The organism is Legionella gresilensis, assembly GCF_900639865.1.
Classification (GTDB): Bacteria; Pseudomonadota; Gammaproteobacteria; order Legionellales; family Legionellaceae; genus Legionella_C; species Legionella_C gresilensis.
Genome location: NZ_CAAAHX010000002.1, coordinates 40024 through 62936 on the forward strand (window position 1 = coordinate 40024; position 22913 = coordinate 62936).

Consider the following 22913-nt stretch of genomic DNA (forward strand, 5'->3'; position numbering starts at 1 on the left):
TGTGACTAATCACTTTGATATTTTGCTAATAAAGGTCTATTGTTCATATTTGTTAAAGCATTAACATAATACGTGGTCTGTTTCTTGTTTTAATCTACAAATTAGATCAAAAGCCATACGGGGCGTTAAATTATCAATATCAAGTTCTGCTAAAAGCTTAAGAATATTGTTTTCAGGCTTAGTTATTTTCTCATTAGCCTTTACTTCAGGTTTTTTAATAGAAGGTACAGTCTGTAGATATTGAGTAGCAAGCTCAAGAACTTCTGCTGGGATACCTGCAAGTTGCGCGACTTCTAACCCATAACTACGATTTGCATAACCTTCTTCCAGGCGATATAGAAAAACTATCTTATCTTGAGTTAGCTTAGCTTGCAAATGAGCATTTTTAATACAAGGGAATATTTGTGGTAATTGCGTTAATTCAAAATAATGAGTAGAAAATAAAGTATATGCTTTAACTTTGCTAGCAAGATAGGCACAAGTGGCATAGGCAAGTGCCATCCCATCATAAGTGCTTGTACCTCGACCAATCTCATCAATTAATATTAAGCTTTTTTCAGTTGCTTGCCGCAAAATGTGCGCCGTTTCTGTCATTTCAACCATAAACGTTGAACGTCCCGAGGCTAAATCATCACTTGCACCAATACGAGTGAATATCTTATCAATGTGGCCTATTATAGCATCTTTTGCAGGTACATAGCTGCCTAAATGCGCTAATAACACAATTAAAGCATTTTGGCGCATGAATGTTGATTTACCTCCCATGTTTGGGCCAGTAATAAGGAGCATATTTTGTTTGGGTTTAAGTATAAGAGAATTAGCAATAAATTCTTCTTTTAAAAGGGGCTCAATAACGGGATGACGTCCTTGATTGATTTGAATAATATCTTCCGATACCAATGTCGGTTTACACCAGTTAAAGTTGTAAGCTCGCTCGGCAAAATTGGCTAGTACGTCGAGTTTTGCGCAAGCATCAGCAATATCTTTTAAAGTAGGGATATAATCAATAAGGGCAGTTAATAAGTTATCATAAAGCCATTTTTCTCGAGCAAGCGCTTTAGCTTGGGCAGATAAGACTTTTTCTTCAAATACCTTTAATTCAGGCGTAATGTAGCGTTCAACATTCTTAAGCGTTTGCTTACGTTGGTAATTAGCAGGGGCTTTATCTGCTTGGCCACGCGCTAATTCAATATAATAACCCTGAACGCGATTAAACCCCACTTTTAATGACGATAGGCCTGTACGCTGTTTTTCGTTGAATTCTAATTCTAAAACTTTCTCATTAGCATTCGTGCTTAAAGCGCGTAATTCATCCAACTCTTCATCAAAACCTAGAGCAATAACGCCACCATCACGAATAAGAACGGGCGGTGTATCGACAATTGCTTTAGTTAAAAGATCAACTAAATCAGGCTGAGGAGTTAATTGCCTAATTTGTTGTTTAATTAAAGTAGACTGATTAGTTGTTAAAGCCTCTAATAAAGAAGGTAATAATGATAATGCTTGTCTTAAGCTGACTAAATCACGAGGTCTAGCTGAGCGTAAAGCAATCCGAGATAATATTCTTTCAATATCACAAAACTCACTCAATACAGTATGAAGTTTAATATCTTGTCGATTAATAAGTAATTCACTCACTGCATCTAGGCGGTGCTGAAGCAGTTTATGTTGGCGTAGTGGTCTACCTAGCCAACGCTTGAGTAAGCGACTACCCATAGGATTAACAGTATGATCGAGAATGGCAAGTAAAGAGTTAGTACGTTCTCCTTGATAATTTTCAAAGAGCTCTAAATGTTTTTGTGTTGCAGCATCTATTTGCAAATAATCGTCATCTTTTTCAAGCGTTAAGTGCTTTAAGTGCGGTAAGCTTTGACGCTGGGTCGCTTGCAAATAAAATAATAGGCAGCCTGCAGCGGGAAAAGCATTAGTATAGTCTGGCTCACCTAGTCCTTTAAGGTTATTTACAGCAAACTGCTCACATAATAATTGACGCGCTCGTTGTAAATCAAATTCCCAAGCTGGACGCGTTTTTATAACAGATTGGTTTGCTTGAAATTTAGAAAATGAAAAATTCTCGGCAATAAGAATTTCAGCTGGTTTAAGACGATTAATAGTAGCTTGCAATTGGCTCTCGTCTTTGGCTTCTGATAGATAAAATCGACCACCACTTAAATCTACCCAAGCCAAACCAAATTGTTGTCGATAAAAATAAATAGCAAGCAATAAATTGTCTCGCCGCGAATCTAGTAAGGCTTCATCGGTGACAGTACCTGGTGTAATAATGCGTGTTACTTGCCTTTCAACGGGCCCTTTACTTGTGGCTGGATCACCAATCTGCTCGCAAATCGCAACAGATTCACCCTTCTTAATAAGTCGGGCTAAATAATTTTCAACAGCATGATAGGGTATTCCTGCCATTGGGATAGGTTTTCCTGCTGATTGTCCTCTATGAGTTAGCGTTAAATCTAATAAACGAGCACCTCTTTTTGCATCATCAAAAAATAATTCATAGAAATCACCCATGCGATAAAATAAAAGCATATCAGGATATTGAGCTTTGATGCTTAAGTATTGTTGCATCATTGGCGTATGGCTAGTATACATAACAACTCGCTGTTGTAAATTTGGACATTTTAACAAACTCTGCAAAATAGATTAAGTGCGACTATAATAATAAAGATGTTTTTTAACTTAAGTCCTTCACTTAAGACAAATTTTTGCTAGACTATTAAACGGAATTAAACAGAATTTTAACTATGGAGAGAAATATTATGAAACGTTTAGCCCTAGTGATAGCTTCTACTTTTATGGCTTTGGTATTAACTGCTTGCGGCGAAAATGATGCTAATAGAAACAACAATGCAACTGATAATCAAACTCAAAGCAATTTAAATAATGCTAATAAAGATGTCAACGCTGAGCTTTCAAGCGATGCTAATGTAAATAAAGCAGACACTCAATCTCAAGATGCAAATAAAACTAATCAATAATTAGTTTAGATAGCGCTACAACATTGAGGCTAACAGGCTCTAATATTAACATAGGATAGTCATGTTAGAGATGCCCCCATTTATTAATGGGGGAATCATTTTTCAGTATACTACTTAATATTTAAATTCTATTTAGTTACCTTACTCTTTTAACTTCTCACTTTCATTTAGATCTTAAACATGCACAATTTAGACATATTATTGGTAAATTTAACTAACACTTTGAAAATGAACCAGCTAGTTATTACTACAGCAGAATCCTGTACGGGTGGATTAATAGCAAGTTTTTTAACAAAGTTGCCTGGCAGCTCAGCTTGGTTTGATCGAGGGTTTGTAACTTACAGTAATTTATCTAAACATGAGATGCTTGATGTTGAGTTAAATCTTATTAAAAAGCATGGCGCTGTAAGTAAAGAGGTAGCTCAAGCAATGGTTCAAGGCGCTTTAGCGCAAAGTAAGGCTGATGTTGCCGTAGCAGTAACTGGAATCGCAGGCCCCACAGGAGGTAGTTTAGAAAAACCAGTAGGAACAGTTTACCTTGCTTTTGCCTTAAGAGATGAGCAACCAGTCATTGACTATTGTTATTTTCAAAAGAAAACACGGGAAACGATTCGATTACTGACCTGCCAACAAGCTTTTAAGGGAGTGCAATCCTTGATAGATAAAAGTTTGCCTTATCTGTAAATTTAGTTTACGAAACATACTATACAGAATCTGTAAATTTATATTTTTATTTTTAAATCAATCACTTTAAAAGTATACGTTTTTTTATGCTCATAGCGTCCATTTAATTGTCTTAATAATTTATCAAATGGTTAATAATTGTTTGATGCAAACAGGCATATGTGGGATAATTTATTCTTTGTAGACTATCTTGGATAACATCATGGAAACTAATAAACAAAAAGCTTTAGGCGCCGCCCTCGCACAAATTGAACGTCAATTTGGTAAAGGTTCTGTCATGCGTTTAGGCGATGATAATCTATTAAGTCGCGACATCGAAGCAATCTCAACAGGTTCATTAGGTCTTGATATTGCATTAGGCATTGGGGGATTACCTAAAGGCCGTATTGTAGAGATTTATGGTCCTGAGTCATCAGGTAAAACTACCTTAACATTGCAAGTTATTGCAGAATGCCAAAAAGCAGGTGGTACGGCTGCTTTTATCGATGCAGAACATGCACTTGATCCTAGTTATGCTGCAAAATTAGGCGTAAACGTTGACGATTTATTAATTTCTCAACCTGATACTGGTGAGCAAGCTTTAGAAATCACTGACATGCTCGTTCGTTCAGCAGCAGTAGACGTTATTATTATTGACTCCGTTGCCGCTCTAACTCCTAAAGCAGAAATTGAAGGGGATATGGGTGATGCGCATGTGGGTTTACAAGCTCGACTGATGTCACAAGCGCTACGTAAATTAACAGCGAACATTAAACGCTCAAACACCTTAGTTATTTTCATTAACCAAATTCGCATGAAAATTGGTGTTATGTTTGGTAATCCTGAAACAACCACAGGTGGTAATGCTTTAAAATTCTATGCTTCTGTGCGTTTAGATATTCGCCGTGTTGGTTCAATTAAGAAGGGTGAAGAAATACTAGGTAACGAGACACGTGTTAAAGTTGTTAAGAATAAAGTGTCACCTCCCTTTAAGACTGTTGATTTTGACATTCTTTATAATGAAGGTATTTCACGTGAAAGTGAAATCATTAATTTAGGTACGCAATTAGGTCTGATTGAAAAATCAGGTGCTTGGTACAGTTATAAGCAAGAAAAAATTGGCCAGGGTAAGGAAAATGTGCGTGTTTATCTTAAAGAAAAAGCAGACGTTGCTGCAGAGTTAGAAAAGCAAATTAGAACAGAGTTATTAAATAAAAAAGGAGCTATTCAACCTGAAGAGGCAACTGCTGAAGAATTAGAGTCTATGGATGACTAAGGCATATGATTGCGCCGTGCGTTTATTAGCAAGGCGCGAACATGGAATGCGTGAATTAATTAATAAATTAACTAGCAAAGGATTTTTCTTACAAGAAAGCAAAGATGCTGTTTTAAGGTGTCAAGAGCTTAACTTACAAAGTGATGAGCGATTTGCTGAATCACTTTGTCATACTAGATTTCAGCAAGGTTATGGGCCTGTAAGAATTATGCAAGAATTACAGGCTAAATATATTAATAAAGAATTAATAGCGCAAACGATAGAAAATTATCAAGAACAGTGGGAAGAGCAGGCTTACTTTGTTTGGCAAAAAAAATTTAAAGATTCAAATAGACAGTTAATTTCTGATATACAAAAACAAATACGATTTTTACTTTATCGCGGTTTTCCTGCTGAAATTGCTGCTAAAATTGTACATAATCGTAAAAAATAATTTGTTAAAGTTTTGTCGTAAATTCTTATTAAGATCATTCTTTCTTCTAGATAGCCTTCTCGCTACCTACTTTATATTTGCATATACTTTATAAAAAGTGAGTTTTTATAAATTAATGAGTATACTGTGCCAACTTAATTAGCAATTAACAATGAATTTGTAATTATGAAAAGCTCTGAAATTAGACAAGCATTTTTTGATTTTTTTACAACAAAAAATCACCAGTTAGTTCCTTCTAGTTCACTTGTTCCTATCAATGATCCAACCTTATTATTTACTAATGCCGGTATGGTTCAGTTTAAAGAAATTTTTTTAGGTCTTGAGTCTAGGCTTTATACGCGTGCGGTAAGTGCGCAGCGTTGTGTACGGGCAGGTGGTAAACATAATGATCTTGAAAATGTAGGTTACACAGCAAGGCACCATACATTTTTTGAAATGCTTGGTAATTTTAGTTTTGGTGATTATTTTAAGCGCGAAGCAATTCAATATGCGTGGGAATTTTTAACTAACGTTTTAAAGCTTCCTAAAGAAAAACTATGGATTACTGTTTACTTAAATGATGATGAAGCAGCTAATATTTGGCTCAATGAAATTGGTATTTCGCCTAATCAGTTTTCACGTTGTGGTGAAAAGGATAATTTTTGGTCAATGGGGGAAACAGGTCCTTGTGGCCCTTGCACAGAAATTTTTTATGATCATGGCCCAGATATTCCTGGAGGGCCCCCAGGAACTCCTGAAGCGGATGGCGATCGTTACATAGAAATCTGGAATTTAGTGTTTATGCAATTTAACCGAGATAAGACGGGCGATTTGCATCCTTTACCAAAGCCTTCTGTTGATACAGGCATGGGATTAGAGCGAATTGCCGCTGTTGTTCAAGGTGTACATAATAATTATGAGATAGATAGTTTCCAACATATTATACAAGCTATTACTGCATTATTACCTTCAGTTAAAACTAGTCACCCTGTTTTTGGTTTATTACCCTCCGTTGACGCCAATCATCCTTCTTTAAAGGTTATTGCTGATCATATTCGAGCTTGCGCGTTTTTAATTGCTGACGGCGTTTTACCTAGTAATGAAGGACGAGGTTATGTACTACGACGTATTATTCGTCGTGCTGTACGTCACGGCAGTAAATTAAATTTACCGTTGCCTTTCTTTTATAAATTAGTTAATCCGCTCATTGAAGTAATGGGGGCAGCTTATCCAGAGTTAGTGGCTAATAGAGAGCAAATTGAACGTGTTCTTATCCAAGAAGAAAACCAATTTGAAAAAACACTAGAGCAAGGTTTGCGCTTATTACAAGATCAAATACAGGGTTTAAATACGAAAGAGATTCCGGGTGAGGTTGCCTTTAAACTGTATGATACTTATGGATTCCCTTTTGATCTAACGCAAGATATTGCTCGTGAACAAAACCTTGTAGTCGATGTTGAAGGCTTTAATCATTGCATGCAGCAGCAGCGGAAATTATCACAATCAGCTAGTCAATTTACAGCGGATTATTCAAGCGTACATATTCAGGAGGAATCCTCTAATTTTCATGGTTACGATAGTGATCATATGGATAGCAAAATTTTAGCTATCTTACATGAGGATCAGAAGAGCAAACAGTTAACAGAAGGGCAAAAGGGCGCAATTATTCTCGATAACACACCCTTTTATGCAGAAAGTGGTGGCCAGGTAGGCGATCAAGGTTATCTAATGAGTGCTGAGGGGCGTTTTCAAGTAATTGATACGCAACGCTTTGGCCAAGCTATTGTACATTACGGTAAAATCTTAGAAGGTCAGTTAAGTGTTGGTGAGGATATAAAAGCCGAAGTTGATATCGAGCGTCGTAATGCCATCCGTTTAAATCATACAGCAACTCATCTTTTGCATGCTGCGCTTAAAAATGTTGTTGGTTCTCATGTACAACAGAAAGGATCATTAGTTGATGCAAGTCGAGCTCGTTTCGATTTTTCTCATTTTGAGCCTTTAACTAACGATCAACTCCAACAATTAGAAATTTTGGTTAATAATAAAATAAGAGAAAATATAGAAGTTGCTACTCACCATATGTCACTTGATGATGCTAAAAAAAGCGGTGCTGAAGCTTTATTTGGTGAAAAGTATAGCGATGAAGTAAGAGTTTTATCTGTAGGTGATTTCTCGAAAGAGTTATGCGGTGGAACGCATGTCAAGCGAACAGGTGATATTGGCCTTTTTAAAATTATCTCTGAATATGGTATTGCAAGTGGTGTAAGAAGAATTGAAGTTATGACCGGTGCCCATGCCCTGGAATGGACTAATCAACAACTTCAACAATTCGAAGTGATAGCCCAACGTTTTAAAGTAAATACCGATAAAGTAATTAATAAAGTGGATCAGTTTTTACAAGACTTTAAGCAGCAAGAAAAAGAAATAACAAAATTACAGGCAAAGCTTGCAGCAAATCAAGGTAGTGAGTTAACTAAAGAAATAGAAAAAATAGGTGATGTGAGCTTATTAATCAAACAACTTGATATGGATAATCAAAGTTTACGTACTACACTTGATCAATTAAAAGGTAGTCTTAATAATGCTGTGATTGTTTTATATGTAATTGACGGGCAGCGAATTAATGTTGTTGCAGGATTAAGTAAAAGTTTAATTGAGCGTAAGCTATCAGCGGTAACGTTAGTTAAGCTTTTGTGCGGCAAAGGAGGCGGCAGAGATGATATGGCGCAAGGAGGAGGCCAGGTTCCAGAAGATCTTGCTACCAAAGTCAATGAAATCAAAGCAACAGTTGCAGCACAAATAATAAAATAAAGGGTATTAAATGAAGGGATTCATAAGCGAGTTTAAACAATTTGCCATGCGCGGCAATGTCGTTGACTTAGCAGTTGCAGTCGTTATCGGCAGCGCATTTAGTAAAATAGTGTCATCGCTAGTCGATGGCATTATTATGCCTTCTATTGGCTTGTTGCTAGGTGGTATCAATATTACCAATAAAGTGTTTAGAATAGGACAGGCCGTTATTAAATGGGGCGCTTTCCTGCAATCTGTTTTTGATTTTACCTTAATTGCACTTGCTATATTCATCGTTATTAAGTTCATTAATCTTTTACAACAAAGAAAAGAAGAAACCCATACCGACCTTAGTACGCAGGATAAAATTTTATTAGAGATTAAAGAATTGTTAGCTGAGAATCTTAATAAAAAGAATAATTAAGTCTAGTTGGAATTCATTACAGGCCTAATCGCTATATTTTAAGTATTCACGCTTAGTTGGCTTTATAATTAAATATAAGTATTTAGCCAACTCTATACGAGTTGTCTCGGCATCTAGAAAATATTAATCAGTAGTTAAATTCTTCCATAAAATACACCATCTACCGCCTACGAATCATAACTTGTTCACACTATCGACTACTGTTCGCGGTATCTAGGAAATATTAATCAGTTGCATATTTTTTGGAATATGTTTCCTTTACAAATTCAGATTAATCTTTGAAAAAAGATTGGTTGCTATGAGTTAATTTCGACATTGCTTGGATGCCGCGAACGAGTCGCGGCACGTAGATAAGAAGAAATAATTTACCGTATATAAGCTAATATAGCAGTAGCTGGAGTGAAACGAAGTGAAATCCGTATTCAACTACTAGTAAGCAATAAAGTCTGCAATGTTAAAGACTCCTGACTTGTTTATTAGATCTAGAAATTTTTAATTAACTTGAGTTGATCTCTAGTAAATAAGCAAAAAAGATTAATAGCTTTTATGCTAATTCTCTTAATATAATGCAATAAATTAAATAATAAAAAATAATTATGCCTCAGTTAGATAAATATCCTATCGCCGACCTGCATTCCTCTGGATTCATAGAGGTTACAAAAGACAACTTTATCTATTATGAACAGCGAGGTAACCCTAATGGGCCTGCTGTTGTTTATAATCATGGCGGGCCTGGTGGTGCTTGTGCCCCTAAATGTAGTCAATGGTTTGATCCTAAGCACTATAATATTATTCTCTATGATCAACGCGGTACCGGCCAATCGAAACCTTCCGTTGCCAATCAAACAGCTCATCCCAAACAATTTAGTGATTTAACTATTGATGATATGGCGCAAGATCTTGATAAGTTAAGACAATCTTTAAACATTAAGCAATGGTTAGTTTTTGGTGGCTCTTGGGGCTCAACCCTTTCTCTATATTATGCTGCAAAATATCCGCAGCATATTACAGGCCTTATCATTTACGGTATTTTCTTAAACACCATTGAAGAGATGGATGTTTATTATAATGAAAAATTATTTAAAGAGCGTTTTCCCGAACTTGGCCCAGAAGCATTTGATATTTTAGTTTCATATGCTCGTTTAAAAGGATTTAATGTAGATACTAATTCTTCCCAAAGCTTTGTAGAAACATATTACCAGCTTTGTGTTAACGAAAATGATTCTGCCGCCCAATATTTATGGACTGCGTTTGAAGATTTTAATGATAATCCAAGCAAAGAAACATTAGAAAATTTAAGAACCATTCCAGAGAAGATAGAACCTATTGAAAGAACGCTTGCTGTTTTTGAAAGCACTCTTTTTAGGCAAGCTTACAAGGGATTAAATCTTTTAAGTGAAGCACTATTAGTAAATCTTAAAAATATTGATATGCGCATTGTTCAGGGCGCTGAAGATACAGAAGCGCCACCCATTTTTGCGCAGAAACTAATAGACGCCTTATTAACAATAAAGCCTAACTTATGGTACCGGTTCGTCGATGGCAAACATGATCCAAATTCTTCTAATGAATTAGTTCAAACCCTAATTAATTGTACAGATGATTTTAAAAACAAACCTAATTCGCTTGAAATTGAATCAAGTTTAAATTCGACTTCGCACTTAGTTAAACAGAGCATATTTGCTCAGCGTGAACCCGAAAAGAAAAGCGAAATCAGTGAAAAAGAAGATCAACTAACCTACGGGTAACTTGAATTTCGTAGCTGAATTTTAAAAGAAAATTGGTTTATTTTAAATGATTGTTAATTTTAATATGCAAAATAATTGACTTTGATATAATTGCGCCCATTTAAAAATGATTGGTAATTTTTATGATTATTGCAGTTTTTTCTTTAGGACAATTTGTTTCATCAAAACTTGATATTTTAAAATTAGGATTTGAAAATTGGTTCAAAGCGCAACATAAGGAAGTTTCAGGTGAGGCTGTTTGGCAATGGATGGCTAATAATCTAACCCCTTTACGACTAGGAAATATTACAGTCAAACAATTTTGTGACCAATTTAATCAATACTTTCAAGTAGAGATATCTTTTACTGAATTTAATAAAATTTTTAACTCCATGTGTGAGCTTGATAAAAGCTCATTAGAGCGGATTACAAAATTTAAAAATTTTTTAGATAGTCATAATGATGTGCAATTTGTACTTGTTTCACATACTAATTATTCTCATTTAAATTATATTTTATCGCAGCTACAAAATATTTTGCCTGAAAATCAATCATTAATTATAAATGATGAGACTCATTGGTTAGTAGATGGAAAAATTCTATTTGCACCTTCAATGTCATCAAAATGTACAGAGCATTCCGATACATTGAAGTACGCAGTAGATAAACTTAAATTAGAGGAAAAGGATTCAATCATTTCTTTTCTAAATACAATTAAAAAGTTTGAGCATCCTAATTTTAACTACATTGATCCTGGTAAAGATCTTGAAAAAGTAATGGAAGTAATTGAAAACTTAGCCTCTATAAAAGAATTAGTTTATGCACTCTAGGTGAAACATCTTATTTAAACCTCTTACTATCGTTGTAAATTTGCTGCACCAATATGTAATGCTATGGCATTGTTAGGCTGAATATTAGCTGTAAAACGGCCGTTTGTATCTATTGTATATTGAGAGCCTGTGCAACCCTTATCATTTGTAAAATCAGCATGTAAAATATCGCAATAGACGCCAGCGGGTAGCGTTGATTGAAATGTCCTACTAAGTGTACTCGCTTCATGATTAATAACGATATAGCCTTTGTCACCACGAGCAAAAGCAATGGCTTGATAGCCATTTGACCACCAATTGGTTAAGGGCGCATCAGCAACTACATTACGAAAGTTGACCATATTAGCAATTTGTCTTCTTCTATGTAGGCAAGTCCAGCCATCCTGAAAGCAGTCAATGACTTTACCTTCATTAGGAGGACCACTATTAAAATCTGAAAATTCATAACCAGAAAAAATATTAGGCGAACCATATGGATGAGCCAACATAAAGACATTAGCAAGAATATAATTGGTACCACTTTTATAATTTAAAGTGGAGCCATTGCGTTCTGTATCCCAGTTATCAATAAAAGTACGCGCCTTATTATGGGGTAGGTATCCCCAAGCTTCGCCAAAATTATTTAAATAACTTAACCGCTCTTGTTCAAACATTCTTTTTAAATCGCGGCCATAGCGAAATTCATCAATAGAGCCAAGCTCAATATATTCATTGGGATGAATAGCTTCGCCTTCACCATAAATGACTTCTTGTACCCATATTTTATTAACATCAGTAAGTTTTGATTGAATTTGTTGCAAATCATGGGCTGAGATGTGTTTAGCTGCATCGATGCGAAAGCCATCTACACCATATTTAATTAATTTACTTAAATACTCTGCAATTTTAGCCTGAACATAGGGACTACTGGTGTCTAAATCGGGAAGCCCACCTAATTCACAATTCTGTACGTCATAACGATTACTATAATCTTTAATTTCAGAATGACAGTTATGGAAATCTTGTACTTGATAGTAACCGGGGTAGTCATATTTACTAAATACAGAACCGCCTACACCCACACCTTTTTCTAACATGGACATATGATTAATAACTGTATCTACAATCACTTTAACACCTGCTGCATGACATTGAGCAATCATTATTTTAAAAGAAGCTTCATCGCCCAAGCGGCTTATTAATCGATAGCTAACAGGTTGATAAGATGTCCACCATTGTGGGCCTTGAATATGCTCTTGAGGTGGCGAAATCTCTACATAACCATAGCCTAAAGGGCCTAAGGTTGTTTTACATTCTTTCGCGATTGAATCAAAACGCCATTGAAACAGTGTTACCGTTACATCCTTTTGGTTATTTGCTAGGGCATCAAAATTTAGACTAAGAAGTGATAAAAAAACAACTAGAAGATTTAAAAGATGCAGTTTCTCAAAATTTAATTCAAATCCTTTTAAAGCAGAAATCATTAAGTCTATCCAAGCTTAATAAAATAACAATTTTACCCATTTTTGCTTTAATGATAAAGAGTTACAAATTATGCAATTGTTGTTTATATTTGAACGGTCTATACTAATTTAGGTCAACAAAATTAGGGAAGAGCCCCATTTAAAAGGAGCTTTATATGGATATAAATTTTATGGATTTGTTGCAAGAGAAATCCTCGCCACTTAATAAACAGTATTTTACATGGCGAGAATTAGGCGGTATGCCAATTAGTAAACTGGATGATGATGCCTTTACTCGCATTAGGATTATTTTGCTAAATGGCATAGAATTAGATGCGTTACGGCTTAAGCACTTTGGTGCCCGCTTTCACCGCAGCTTACAATTACCTCTTGCCGAAGTGCGTCGGGTTGAGCAGCATCAGGCAACCATGATAAATTGGCTTCTTTCTGCTGATCATTCACCGCTTGAAATAACCATTGCTTATGAGCAAGTTGCTATTGAAGTGACTGCAGCTGTTGCTCAAAATGAACCCGATCCTTATCAAGCCCAGACTTATCGCTTTGGCTTATTAGAAGATTTTGATCATCTTTATCGCTATTCAGCCTTGTTAGATAGGCTAGAAGGCAAGGATGCAAATAATATTCTTCAAGGTTATACAGACATTGTTCCAGGCCGTCCAACAACGTTTCATCATCGAGCGCCAATTAATGATCTACGTTCGCCTTATGATAAAGATAAAGCGGCGTTAATAACCAAGCTGCATGCTACGATGATTACAGCAGCTGAATATCAGACTCATGATTATTATATGAATATCGGGCCTACATTCGCAGATCCCATCGCGCGCCAATTGTATGCTGAAATAGCTTCAGTAGAAGAGCAACATGTAACGCAGTATGGTTCTTTAATGGATACTAGAGAATCATTCATAGAAAAATGGATTCTTCATGAAGCTGCTGAAATTTATAATTACATTTCTTGTGTTGAACAAGAAACCAATAGTCGTATTAAGAAAATATGGGAACGCTTCTTAGATTATGAAATTACCCATCTAAAAATTGCTTGTGATTTATTTAAGCAACATGAGAATCGAGATCCCGCTGAAATTCTAGCTGATAAATTACCAATGATGATTAAGTTTAAGAGCCAGCGAGACTTTGTCCGTAAAGTATTAGCAGCTGAAGTAGATTTACGTACAGATGGCGTTAATTATGTTAAACGTGATAAAGAAAATGTCGATTCCTTAACTTACCGTAAACATTATAATGCAGACGGTGTACCTGCTGAAATTGTATCTGCAGGCTATAACTGGCAACCTGGAACTGAGTTGAACCGCCCAACTATCTAAGGAGTTATTATGGCTAAGACAGTCAATATGGGTATGAATCATACTGGTACACAAATGTCACCCATGGATACAAAACGTTTATTAGACTATGTAAAAAAGCATCCCGCCGATATAAAAGGCAATGAAAGTGCATTAACTAAAGAACGTACCAACATGACTTCAGAAAAAAACGTTTTAGGAACTATTCCACTACCTGGATCAGCAAAAGGGGCAATTAAAACTGGGGTAGATAAGTTATTGGGAAATCAACCTGAATTAATAATCGATAAATTAGGGGAACGTTTAGCGTATGAGCGGGGTGGCGTTAGGCTTTATGAGGCAGCGATTGCCAAAGCAAAAGCATTTAAACAAACTAAATTAGTGAAAGAATTACAGCATATTCGTGATGAAGAGGAAGAGCATATGTTTTTGCTTATCGATACCTTAAAAAAGCTGGGGGCTGATCCAACAGTAATGACGCCTAGCGCTGATGTAGTTGGGGTGATTGCTCAAGGGCCAATGCAAGTTTTAACTGATCCGCGTACTAATATGGCGCATTGCTTAAATGCATTGCTAACACTCGAACTTGCTGATAATGCCGCTTGGGAATTATTAATTGATTTACTTAAAGACAGTAACAAGACAGATATTGCCAAGCAATTTCAAAAAGCCTTTTTACAAGAACAAGAACACCTCAAAATAATAAAAAACTTTTATAAAAAATTACTTAATTAAGTTATTAATCACATGTAGGTTGGGCTAAGCATCGCGCAGCCCAACAGTTTTCGTGATAAGACGTGTAGCATTTTCCTGAATTGTTGGGCTGCACTTCGTTTAGTCCAACCTACGATAGCTATTAATTAACCTGGGCCCGGGACCCCGGTTTCACTTCGTTGTACCCAGTCTACTTATTTTATTTTTAAATTTAATTAACTTATTAAAATTTAAGCTTTCGATAAATAAAAAAAGGCAGTCGCGTAATTATCGCCATAATATAACGCCAAAAATGTGGATGATAAATAAAAGATTTATTGGCATAGGACGCATTCCAACAGGCCTGGGCACATTTTTTGGGGGGTGAAGCATAAAAAATACCTGGCATGCCAAATGTTTGCGCTGTATCAATGAAACCAAGGCGAGCAATAGTAATATGACGATTTTTATTTGGGGTTTGTTGTAAACCTTGTAAGAAAACTTCAATGGCTGCTTTACTCGCACCATACAAGCTGTTTTTTGCTCTACCGCGGCAAGCCGCTACTGAGCTTAAAAAAATGACTCGATGTTCTACTTGCTCTTTCTGTAAATAGCCGTAGATGAGTTGTGCTATGCTGGTAATATTAGTCGTCACGAGTGTTTTAATGGCTGAAAAAGTAAGAGATTGATTATCAGCCATATCACTATACGCAATAAATAAAGCAAGTTCTTCTTTGCTTTCCTGTAAAATCTTAATAAGTTCTTCAGTATTGCTGGTAAAATCGAAAACAATAAAAGAGCAGGAAACATGATAGCGAAGTTGTATATCAGCTGTAATAATGGCCAGTTGTTCTTTATCTCGCCCTATTAATACTAAAGAATGATTGTGTTGGCCTGCAAGGCGGGCAAATTCTTCAGCAATAATCGACGTTGCACCTAAAATAACCCATGTTATTGGCCTCATAAAGTAAGTCCTAATCGACAAGATAAGTTAGAGCTCATTTGTGGAGAGTATTGTCCTAAAATGTGGCAAAATGATTGGTGATTAGGATATTGTGATTCAAATTGTTCGCGAGTAAGAAATAAATCTTTGGCCAAATAAATTTTTCCTTTTACGTCTGTTATTAATTGATTCATTTTTTCTATTGCATACTTGGCTTGTTTATTATTAATAAAGTCAATAGCTAAGGTAAATCCTGGTTCAACAAAGGATAGTAAGCCACTTGCAGGTCGCTTAAAATATTTTAATACAGCTAAGGTTGGTACGGCATGATAGTGGTTAATGATTTTTTGTAATTCTGCTAATAATTCTATTGCTATAGTTGGATTAAATAACCCTTGAAATTGTAAAAGTCCTTGTTTGCCATATAAGCGATTCCAATGTTGAATGGAATCTAGGGGGTTATTAAATTGGCTAACAGACTGAAGTACAGATATTTCTTTGGCTTGATGAAAATAATATTGATTATAGATTTTCATTCCTAGTCGAGTAATTAAACGTAAAGGTAATGAAGGTACAGTAAGTATAAGAGGTGTTTTATGGCTAATTTCTTCTTGATAATGATTACCAAAAGTAAGCAGCGCACGGTTATCATTTAAAAAATCAAGCCAGGCAACCATATAATCATTATTTTCGGCTTGATTTTCCATGTGATTAAGTAAGCTATCCCAGTGATAATATTTTTTTATTTGTACTTTAATCGTTCGGCTAGCTTGGCGCATTTTAATAGCCATCCTTTTAATAACGCCTGTTAATCCTAGCCCTCCAATGGTTGCCTGAAAGAGTTGTTGATTTTCTTCATTACTGCAATAAAAAGTTTGTTCCCCTATTTGTAGCTCAAGCCATTGAACATGTTGGCCTAGGGTTCCTAAGTGAATATTATTTTTACCATGAACATCATTGGCAATACCACCACCTAAGGTAGCATGCAGCGTACCTGGAATAACGGGTGGTATATAGCTAGGGTGTACAGAAAGAAGGTCTGCAAAAGTAATTGCAGGCTGGCAAACAATCGTTTCTTTATCTTTATCAAAAGATAAAAAATGATTAAACCGCGATGTATCAACAATAATACCATTTTGATTAAGGCAACAATCGCTATAGCTTAAACCTTTTCCTCTAGCAAGTAGGGTTTTATCAGTATTTTGAATATAGTTAAAAAGCGCTGCTAGCTGTGGTTCCCGCTCGGGCCGATAACATTCTGAGTTTGACGACACTGCTTGGGTAAAGTTTGAGAAAAGCATTTTTTTACTGCGCATCTACATTCCTAGTATAGTGGTGCTATAAATATTTAAGTGCTTAATTTTCTGAAGGTTAAACTATTATAGCTAATAAAGTAAAACGTTTATCTAATAAATTATCTATAATTAAAAACAAAGACAAAAAGGTGCATTTATGAATCATTTATGGAAAATAATTTGTTCTTTTATGATTTTTTTTTCAGTTGCTGCTTATGCTGTTGATGAGCCAACGGTTGTAGAAGATACACAAGATTTTAATATGGATATGTGCATCCAAAATAACAAAAATGAATGTGTAAATGCAAACTGTTTAACATCGACTGATATGGAATGTATTCCAAAGTGTGAGGCTAAAGCAGAAGATAAATGTAAGGAACAATCATTAGAATAATAAGCCAATAGGTTAATTTAATAGTTAGATTTAAGGACAGTTATGGCCCGAAAAGGTATTTTGTCTCAAGAAGAAATTGATGCATTACTGGGTATTGCAAGATCTAGCAATCGATTAATTAAGCTAAAAGAAACAAAATCTTCTAAAATTAAAGAAGCAAAAAAATCTTTATCAGAAAAAAATTTATCAGCAGTAAATTTGATGATTAATGTTTTGCTAACTTATAAAACAATAACGCTTGAAGAGTACCTAGGTTTGCAAATCGGTGATTTTTTGCCGTTGGAACTGGCACCTACTGTCACTATCAACCTTGCAAAAACGCCTGTTTTTACAGCCACAATTGAAAGATATATTGATAAACGTGCATTGAAATTAGTTGATAGATTAAGTTATGACTAAACGAAAAGGTATTTCCCAATCTTCTTCTAATAAAAGTAAACCTACCAAAGATGAACTAACGCAAATAGCAAAAGTGCCTATAACGATAGATGTCTTATATGGCACTAGGCAAATGAATCTTTATGATTTTATTAAGCTTAAGGCTGGAAATATTATTGAGTTAGACCAGTTTTTTGATGAACCTTTAGAGTTATGTGTTAATGGCGAGATTATTGCAGAAGGTGAATTAGAAAAATCTGAAATGGGTTGGGGCATTCGAATTACATCTATTCGTAGCAAATCAAAGCGCCTTACCAATCTTGGTAAGGCATGTTATGAAAAAGGTCATAAGTAACGAATTCTTATTGGCACGAATAGTGCATAATTTTCTATAAATAAAAGGAAATGTTTTAAGAAGCTGAGCTGGTTTTAAGGGAGATTATATGACAAGAAAGCAGGAAACTAAAAGTGAGACGAGCTTTCATCATATGTCTAATTTTAAACCTGTAAAAGTTATTGCTGTCTCAGCTGGTAAAGGAGGGGTAGGCAAAAGCAGTGTTTCGGTAAATTTAGCAGTGGCTTTAGCACAAAAGAAAAAGAAAATATTACTTTTTGATGCTGATTTAAGTCTAGCTAATATTGATATCATGTTAGGGCTTTCAGCTAAATATAATTTATCTCATGTAATACAGGGTACATGCCGTTTAACAGATATAATATTAACTGGCCCTGAAGGTATCTCTGTGATTCCTGCTGCATCTGGTACAGAGTACATGACTCAGCTTACGGCAGTACAGCATGCGGGTATTATTGATGCTTTTAGTGAGTTAACAGATGATTTTGATTACATGATAATTGATACTGCTGCTGGTATTTCCGATACCGTTTTAAGTTTTGCTCGGTCTTCTCAGGAAATTATTGTTATTGTATGTGATGAGCCTACAGCCTTAACAGATGCTTATGCTTTGATTAAGGTGATGAATAAACGATTTAATTGGTCTCATTTTAGGATTTTATCTAATATGGTGCGTACCCTACGAGAAGGGCGCGAACTTTTTAACCGACTTTATCAAGTGGCTGAGCAATTTTTAGATGTAAGGCTGGATTATTTAGGTGCTATCCCATTTGATGAACGGATGCATGATGCAGTAAAAAAGCAACAGGCTGTGTTAATGGCTTATCCTAACTGTAGTGCGTCTAAGGCTTTTTATCAGATGGCTGTTACGATAGAAAGTTGGCCTTTTAAACAGGCCCTAGGAGGAAATACCAGTTTTTTCTTAGAACGTTTAGTGTCAAAAGAGTATTAGTGTTTTTTATTATTTAGCTTTCTTAAAGAAGATTAGGGCGTACTTACAAACAGAGAATCAAGATAATAAGGAGACAGTCGTGGATGCGTTAGCAGCATACGGCAAGGCTACTCAAATAAAACAAGAAACTTTTATTAAAGCTTATGCGTTATTAGTAAAACGCATTGCTCATCACCTTCAGGCTAAGTTGCCACATTCTATTCAATTAGATGATCTAATCCAGGCTGGCATGATGGGGCTCTTAGAAGCAGCAAGGCATTATGATATTACTAAAGGTGCTTCTTTTGAAACTTATGCAGGTATACGTATTCGTGGGCATATGTTAGATGAGGTTCGCCGTAATGATTGGGTTCCACGCTCAGTTTACCGAAATGCTAGAGTTATCGCGATGGCCGTTAAAACGGTAGAGAATCGTTTAGGACGGGAAGCAAAAGATAATGAAGTAGCGGCTGAATTAAACATCAGTCTAGATGAATATTATGATATGTTAAGGGATGCAGCTGGTAGTCAGTTATATGGTTTTGAAGATTTAGGCGTCACCGATGATATGCTTAAATCAGATAATAATAGTATTACTGAACCGCACACACATGTTATGCAAGCTGATTTAAAGCAGCATTTAACAGAAATTATTAAAGGCTTGCCTGAAAAGGAACGTTTAGTATTATCCTTATACTATGAACAAGATTTGAATTTAAAAGAAATTGGCGAAGTGCTTGAAGTAAGCGAATCTCGAGTATGTCAAATACATACCCAAGCGATGTTGCGAATTCGAGCCCGCTTAACTGGATAAGCTTCTTTTTAGGAATAGAGTTCTTGCCTCACTTGTGAATTTTGCTTTAGTGCAAGACGTAAACGTGTCGAGGAGCGGAGTTTGCATAGCATAGAGATCTTAGAAATGTTTACAACGCTGTATTAAAGTAAGAGACGCGGGTTAGTCAAAAACTCTAATAAATCTTAGGTAAGGTAAATGCCCTTAAAAAGGTATTATAGATGGCCTTGGTTTATTATCATCATATGTATACTTTTATTACTAGGGATAGTTTATATGTTAACTATGCCAGGCAAATCTTATCGTGGCCCTTTTCTACCATTAACAGTTTTAGAAGCAGAGATTGCTAAGTTAACAAAAAAGCATATTCATGTACTTGCGAAAGATATTGGTGAGCGAAATTTATGGCATGAAAGTAGTTTGCTTGCCGCTGCAGATTACATTGAAAAAGAATTTAAAAGTTTAGGTTATCAGGTAAATTCTCAGGAATACTTGGCTCAAAATAAGCCAGTTAGGAATATTATTGCTGAGCATAGAGGCTTAAAACTGGTAGATGAAGTCATTATTATTGGTGCCCATTATGATACAGTATTTGGTTCACCGGGTGCCGACGATAATGGTTCCGGCGTGGCTGCACTACTTGAGCTGGCGCGATTATTAAAAGATCATCAAATAAACAAAACAGTACGGTTTGTGGCTTTTGTGAACGAAGAGCCTCCTTTTTTTCAAACCCATGAAATGGGTAGCTTTTATTATGCTAATTCTTTAAAGGAAAACAATACTCAAGTTGTTGCTATGCTTTCCCTTGAGAGTATAGGGTATTATTCGACTGTAAAACACTCTCAAAATTACCCGTTTCCATTTTCCTATTTTTATCCTAATACTGCTGATTTTATTGGTTTTGTAGCTAATTTTTCCTCAAGAAATTTACTACAAAGGACGATTGCTTTATTTCGCAAACATAGTTCTTTTCCTTCAGAAGGCCTAGCTGCACCAAGTAGCGTAACGGGTATTGGTTGGTCGGATCAATGGGCTTTTTGGCAAAAGGGTTATCCAGGCATCATGGTTACTGGAACTGCTTTATTTCGTAATCCTAATTATCATCGTGCGTCTGATTTACCGGACACTATCGACTATCCTCGTCTTGCCCGCGTTATCTACGGTTTATATAAAGTAATTTTGGATTTAAGCGAGCGTTAGACTAGTCTCTTATGCCTTACGGTTTTAATCGCCTATGTTAAGCTTTTCATCCATGTACGTTTATGAAGGAGATTGTTGGGCTGCTCAATGCTTAGCCACCTACATTTGCTACTACGTTCCTCGACTTGTGCGTGAAATCCAAGTTGAAGCTATGCTATTGGATCCCGCGGATCAGCCAAGAGAGGTTAGTGTGAGAAAAGAGTTTAATTGAGTAATTTTTAATTTTTGTTAAGTCATTGGCAAATATTAAAGAAATATTGCTCTTTAGGGGCTAAAGCAAATTAATCTTAGTAATAAAGGCTAAAACAGGCTATTATTTACTTAAAATGGGCTAAATTAAAGCAAATAAATGCGCAAGAGTATTATAATTTTGTTTTTCCTAGGTATTGCTCCTCTTTATGCAAATCAACAGGTTTTAGTATTATCTGGCGGTGATAATCCAGGATTAAATCATTATACGCAATACTTGCAAACAAAAACGCTATATGAACATTTACTGACTCGCTTTACTCCTCAAACAGTCACTGTATATTTTGGTGGAGGTAATAATTTAACTAACCAGCCTATGCCTTTTGACGTTCATAAGATTATTAATGCTCAAGGAGATAAACAGGATGTTATGTTTACAGGAATGATTGCCAATAACCAACAAGCTAACAAACATAATATTAATACCTTCTTTTTATCATCTAAAATACAACAGATTAACCCTAGGGATAATTTGCTTCTTTTCGTTAGTGATCATGGTATGCCGCACGAATTTCAAGAGAGTAAAAATAGTAATCCCTATGGTAACAATTGTATTGATCTATGGCATTATCAAAAACCGTTTATTAATAATTTCATTAATCAAAATAACTTTAACAAAGTCTGTTTATCTAAAAATGAATTGTCTTCCATTCTGGCGCTAATACCTAGCCAATACATAATTTTTGCGATGTCTCAATGTTATTCAGGGGGATTTCATCAGTTATCTGTTACAACAAAAGGGCGGTATCCCACCGCTAACCCTAGAATTTGTGGCTTTACTGCTTCTACTGACGATCATTATGCCAGTGGCTGTACAGCGGACGCAAATGGTGCTACCTATCAAGGCTATGAACGATCATTTACTGAATGGTACACAGGCCATAGTGTTATTGATGGTAAAAAAATTAGAGATCCTGCTAAAACCATGTTTGCTGCGCACCAAAACGCAGTAATTGAAGACATGACTGTTGATATTCCTTTAACTACGTCCGATTATTATTTGCTGCAATGGGCAAAAGTGTTTATGGCTAAGGATTTTAAATCCCGTGTTAAAAATTATGACAATCAAGCAATTCAATCGATTTATTTAGATTATAAAAAAGGACTTTTATCGATTAAAAATCCTGCTCTTGCACACTTTATTAACATGGCTCAGTCGTCTGAGAATAAAATAATTCAATTAATGCCAGAAGCGCGTGACTTTGCTGATTTATCCTTAAACGAACAAGAAGAAAAAATAAACGCAATAGAAGAACAATTAGAACAACAAGGTCAAGAACTAGTAGCTATGTGGGAAGGCATGATGAATCTTACTTTGCATATCATTATGCCCATTTGGCAGGAAATAGCTAATCAATCACTCAATTCACCTCTTACTAGTAAACAGCAAGTTTTTGAAAAAGAATTTTATCAAGCCATCATTAAAGAAAATTTATATACTAAGCCTTATCAATTTGATATGTATTATTTGCAATATCTTTCAGAAAAACAAAATGATCCTGACTTAATGGCTTATAAGAAAAATCGCAATACCATTATTTATGAATGGGCTATGAATAATAAAAATTTTATGCTTGCCAACGCAATAATTAATTGGAAAATTTTGGATCAAAGACAACAGGCTTTAAGCGAGAAAATAGCTCAAAAAGAAAAGCAAAAACAATGGCTAAAAAGGATTTTTACTTATCATCAAATTATTGCAGCTTGGGTTACCTTATTGACAATACAAGATGAAAAGGCAATAACTAATCTTGATGGTTTATTAAAATGTCAAAATGCCAGTTAATAAGCTTATAA

General features: G+C 35.4%; 21 protein-coding genes. 17 read left to right on the top strand and 4 right to left on the bottom strand.

The genetic code is table 11. The features are described 5' to 3' along the window. Positions 1 to 60: 60 nt before the first annotated feature. Positions 61 to 2604, bottom strand: a complete 2544-nt coding sequence (gene mutS / locus E1P04_RS02010; protein ID WP_131781265.1) for a DNA mismatch repair protein MutS — start codon at positions 2602 to 2604, stop codon at positions 61 to 63. A gap of 167 nt (positions 2605 to 2771) precedes the next feature. Here mutS and E1P04_RS02015 point away from each other — a divergent pair, with 167 nt between their 5' ends. From E1P04_RS02015 to E1P04_RS02050, 8 genes are all read left to right on the top strand, one after another. After that, positions 2772 to 2990 (top strand): hypothetical protein, encoded by a 219-nt coding sequence (locus E1P04_RS02015; protein ID WP_131781266.1) that lies wholly within the window; start codon positions 2772 to 2774, stop codon positions 2988 to 2990. A gap of 180 nt (positions 2991 to 3170) precedes the next feature. Next, a complete protein-coding gene (locus tag E1P04_RS02020) occupies positions 3171 to 3674 on the top strand; it encodes a CinA family protein (RefSeq protein WP_131781267.1) in 504 nt (167 codons plus the stop codon). Between the two features lie 202 nt (positions 3675 to 3876). Then, the gene (gene recA / locus E1P04_RS02025) at positions 3877 to 4929 is read left to right on the top strand and encodes a recombinase RecA (protein ID WP_131781268.1); all 1053 of its coding nucleotides are present in this window, start codon (positions 3877 to 3879) and stop codon (positions 4927 to 4929) included. Beyond that, a complete protein-coding gene (locus E1P04_RS02030) occupies positions 4922 to 5362 on the top strand; it encodes a regulatory protein RecX (protein ID WP_131781269.1) in 441 nt (146 codons plus the stop codon). The genes recA and E1P04_RS02030 overlap by 8 nt, the downstream gene beginning before the upstream one ends. A 165-nt stretch (positions 5363 to 5527) precedes the next feature. Next, positions 5528 to 8155, top strand: a complete 2628-nt coding sequence (gene alaS / locus E1P04_RS02035) for an alanine--tRNA ligase (RefSeq protein WP_131781270.1) — start codon at positions 5528 to 5530, stop codon at positions 8153 to 8155. A gap of 10 nt (positions 8156 to 8165) precedes the next feature. After that, positions 8166 to 8558, top strand: coding sequence for a large conductance mechanosensitive channel protein MscL (gene mscL / locus E1P04_RS02040; RefSeq protein ID WP_131781271.1), 393 nt, complete (start codon positions 8166 to 8168; stop codon positions 8556 to 8558). A 596-nt stretch (positions 8559 to 9154) separates the two neighbouring features. Next, positions 9155 to 10306: an alpha/beta fold hydrolase gene (locus E1P04_RS02045; protein ID WP_131781272.1), complete on the top strand. Its 1152-nt coding sequence runs from the start codon at positions 9155 to 9157 to the stop codon at positions 10304 to 10306. Positions 10307 to 10428: 122 nt separating this feature from the next. Next, positions 10429 to 11115 carry a hypothetical protein gene (locus E1P04_RS02050; protein WP_131781273.1) on the top strand — a complete coding sequence of 229 codons (687 nt, stop codon included), beginning with the start codon at positions 10429 to 10431 and terminating at the stop codon, positions 11113 to 11115. A gap of 26 nt (positions 11116 to 11141) precedes the next feature. Here E1P04_RS02050 and E1P04_RS02055 read toward each other — a convergent pair whose 3' ends face one another. Further along, positions 11142 to 12578, bottom strand: coding sequence for an alpha-amylase (locus tag E1P04_RS02055; RefSeq protein ID WP_131781274.1), 1437 nt, complete (start codon positions 12576 to 12578; stop codon positions 11142 to 11144). A 155-nt stretch (positions 12579 to 12733) separates the two neighbouring features. Between E1P04_RS02055 and E1P04_RS02060 the strand changes: the two genes are divergently transcribed. After that, positions 12734 to 13906 carry a hypothetical protein gene (locus tag E1P04_RS02060; RefSeq protein WP_207385971.1) on the top strand — a complete coding sequence of 391 codons (1173 nt, stop codon included), beginning with the start codon at positions 12734 to 12736 and terminating at the stop codon, positions 13904 to 13906. A 9-nt stretch (positions 13907 to 13915) separates the two neighbouring features. Continuing rightward, entirely contained in the window at positions 13916 to 14620 is a 705-nt protein-coding gene (locus E1P04_RS02065; RefSeq protein ID WP_131781275.1) for a ferritin-like domain-containing protein, read from the top strand. Between the two features lie 202 nt (positions 14621 to 14822). Here E1P04_RS02065 and E1P04_RS02070 read toward each other — a convergent pair whose 3' ends face one another. Then, positions 14823 to 15542: an SDR family NAD(P)-dependent oxidoreductase gene (locus E1P04_RS02070; RefSeq protein ID WP_131781276.1), complete on the bottom strand. Its 720-nt coding sequence runs from the start codon at positions 15540 to 15542 to the stop codon at positions 14823 to 14825. Next, positions 15539 to 16837, bottom strand: a complete 1299-nt coding sequence (locus tag E1P04_RS02075; RefSeq protein ID WP_131781277.1) for an FAD-binding oxidoreductase — start codon at positions 16835 to 16837, stop codon at positions 15539 to 15541. Before E1P04_RS02075 ends, E1P04_RS02070 begins: the two co-directional genes overlap by 4 nt. 169 nt (positions 16838 to 17006) lie before the next feature. On the opposite strand from E1P04_RS02075, the gene E1P04_RS02080 reads away from it, so the two are divergent. The 7 genes from E1P04_RS02080 to E1P04_RS02110 all read left to right on the top strand — a co-directional run bounded on the left by E1P04_RS02080 (position 17007) and on the right by E1P04_RS02110 (position 22902). After that, on the top strand, positions 17007 to 17210 hold the full coding sequence (locus E1P04_RS02080; protein ID WP_131781278.1) for a hypothetical protein: 204 nt from the start codon (positions 17007 to 17009) through the stop codon (positions 17208 to 17210). Between the two features lie 42 nt (positions 17211 to 17252). Next, the gene (locus tag E1P04_RS02085; RefSeq protein WP_131781279.1) at positions 17253 to 17609 is read left to right on the top strand and encodes a FliM/FliN family flagellar motor switch protein; all 357 of its coding nucleotides are present in this window, start codon (positions 17253 to 17255) and stop codon (positions 17607 to 17609) included. Next, complete coding sequence (locus tag E1P04_RS02090) at positions 17602 to 17943, top strand: FliM/FliN family flagellar motor switch protein (RefSeq protein WP_131781280.1); 342 nt, start codon at positions 17602 to 17604, stop codon at positions 17941 to 17943. The genes E1P04_RS02085 and E1P04_RS02090 overlap by 8 nt, the downstream gene beginning before the upstream one ends. Before the next feature lie 88 nt (positions 17944 to 18031). After that, positions 18032 to 18895, top strand: a complete 864-nt coding sequence (locus E1P04_RS02095) for a MinD/ParA family protein (RefSeq protein ID WP_427853042.1) — start codon at positions 18032 to 18034, stop codon at positions 18893 to 18895. A gap of 79 nt (positions 18896 to 18974) precedes the next feature. After that, positions 18975 to 19688, top strand: coding sequence for an RNA polymerase sigma factor FliA (locus E1P04_RS02100; RefSeq protein WP_131781281.1), 714 nt, complete (start codon positions 18975 to 18977; stop codon positions 19686 to 19688). Positions 19689 to 19943: 255 nt separating this feature from the next. Next, positions 19944 to 20867 (top strand): M20/M25/M40 family metallo-hydrolase, encoded by a 924-nt coding sequence (locus E1P04_RS02105; RefSeq protein WP_131781282.1) that lies wholly within the window; start codon positions 19944 to 19946, stop codon positions 20865 to 20867. A gap of 349 nt (positions 20868 to 21216) precedes the next feature. Next, positions 21217 to 22902 (top strand): hypothetical protein, encoded by a 1686-nt coding sequence (locus tag E1P04_RS02110; RefSeq protein ID WP_131781283.1) that lies wholly within the window; start codon positions 21217 to 21219, stop codon positions 22900 to 22902. The last annotated feature ends 11 nt before the right edge of the window (positions 22903 to 22913 follow it).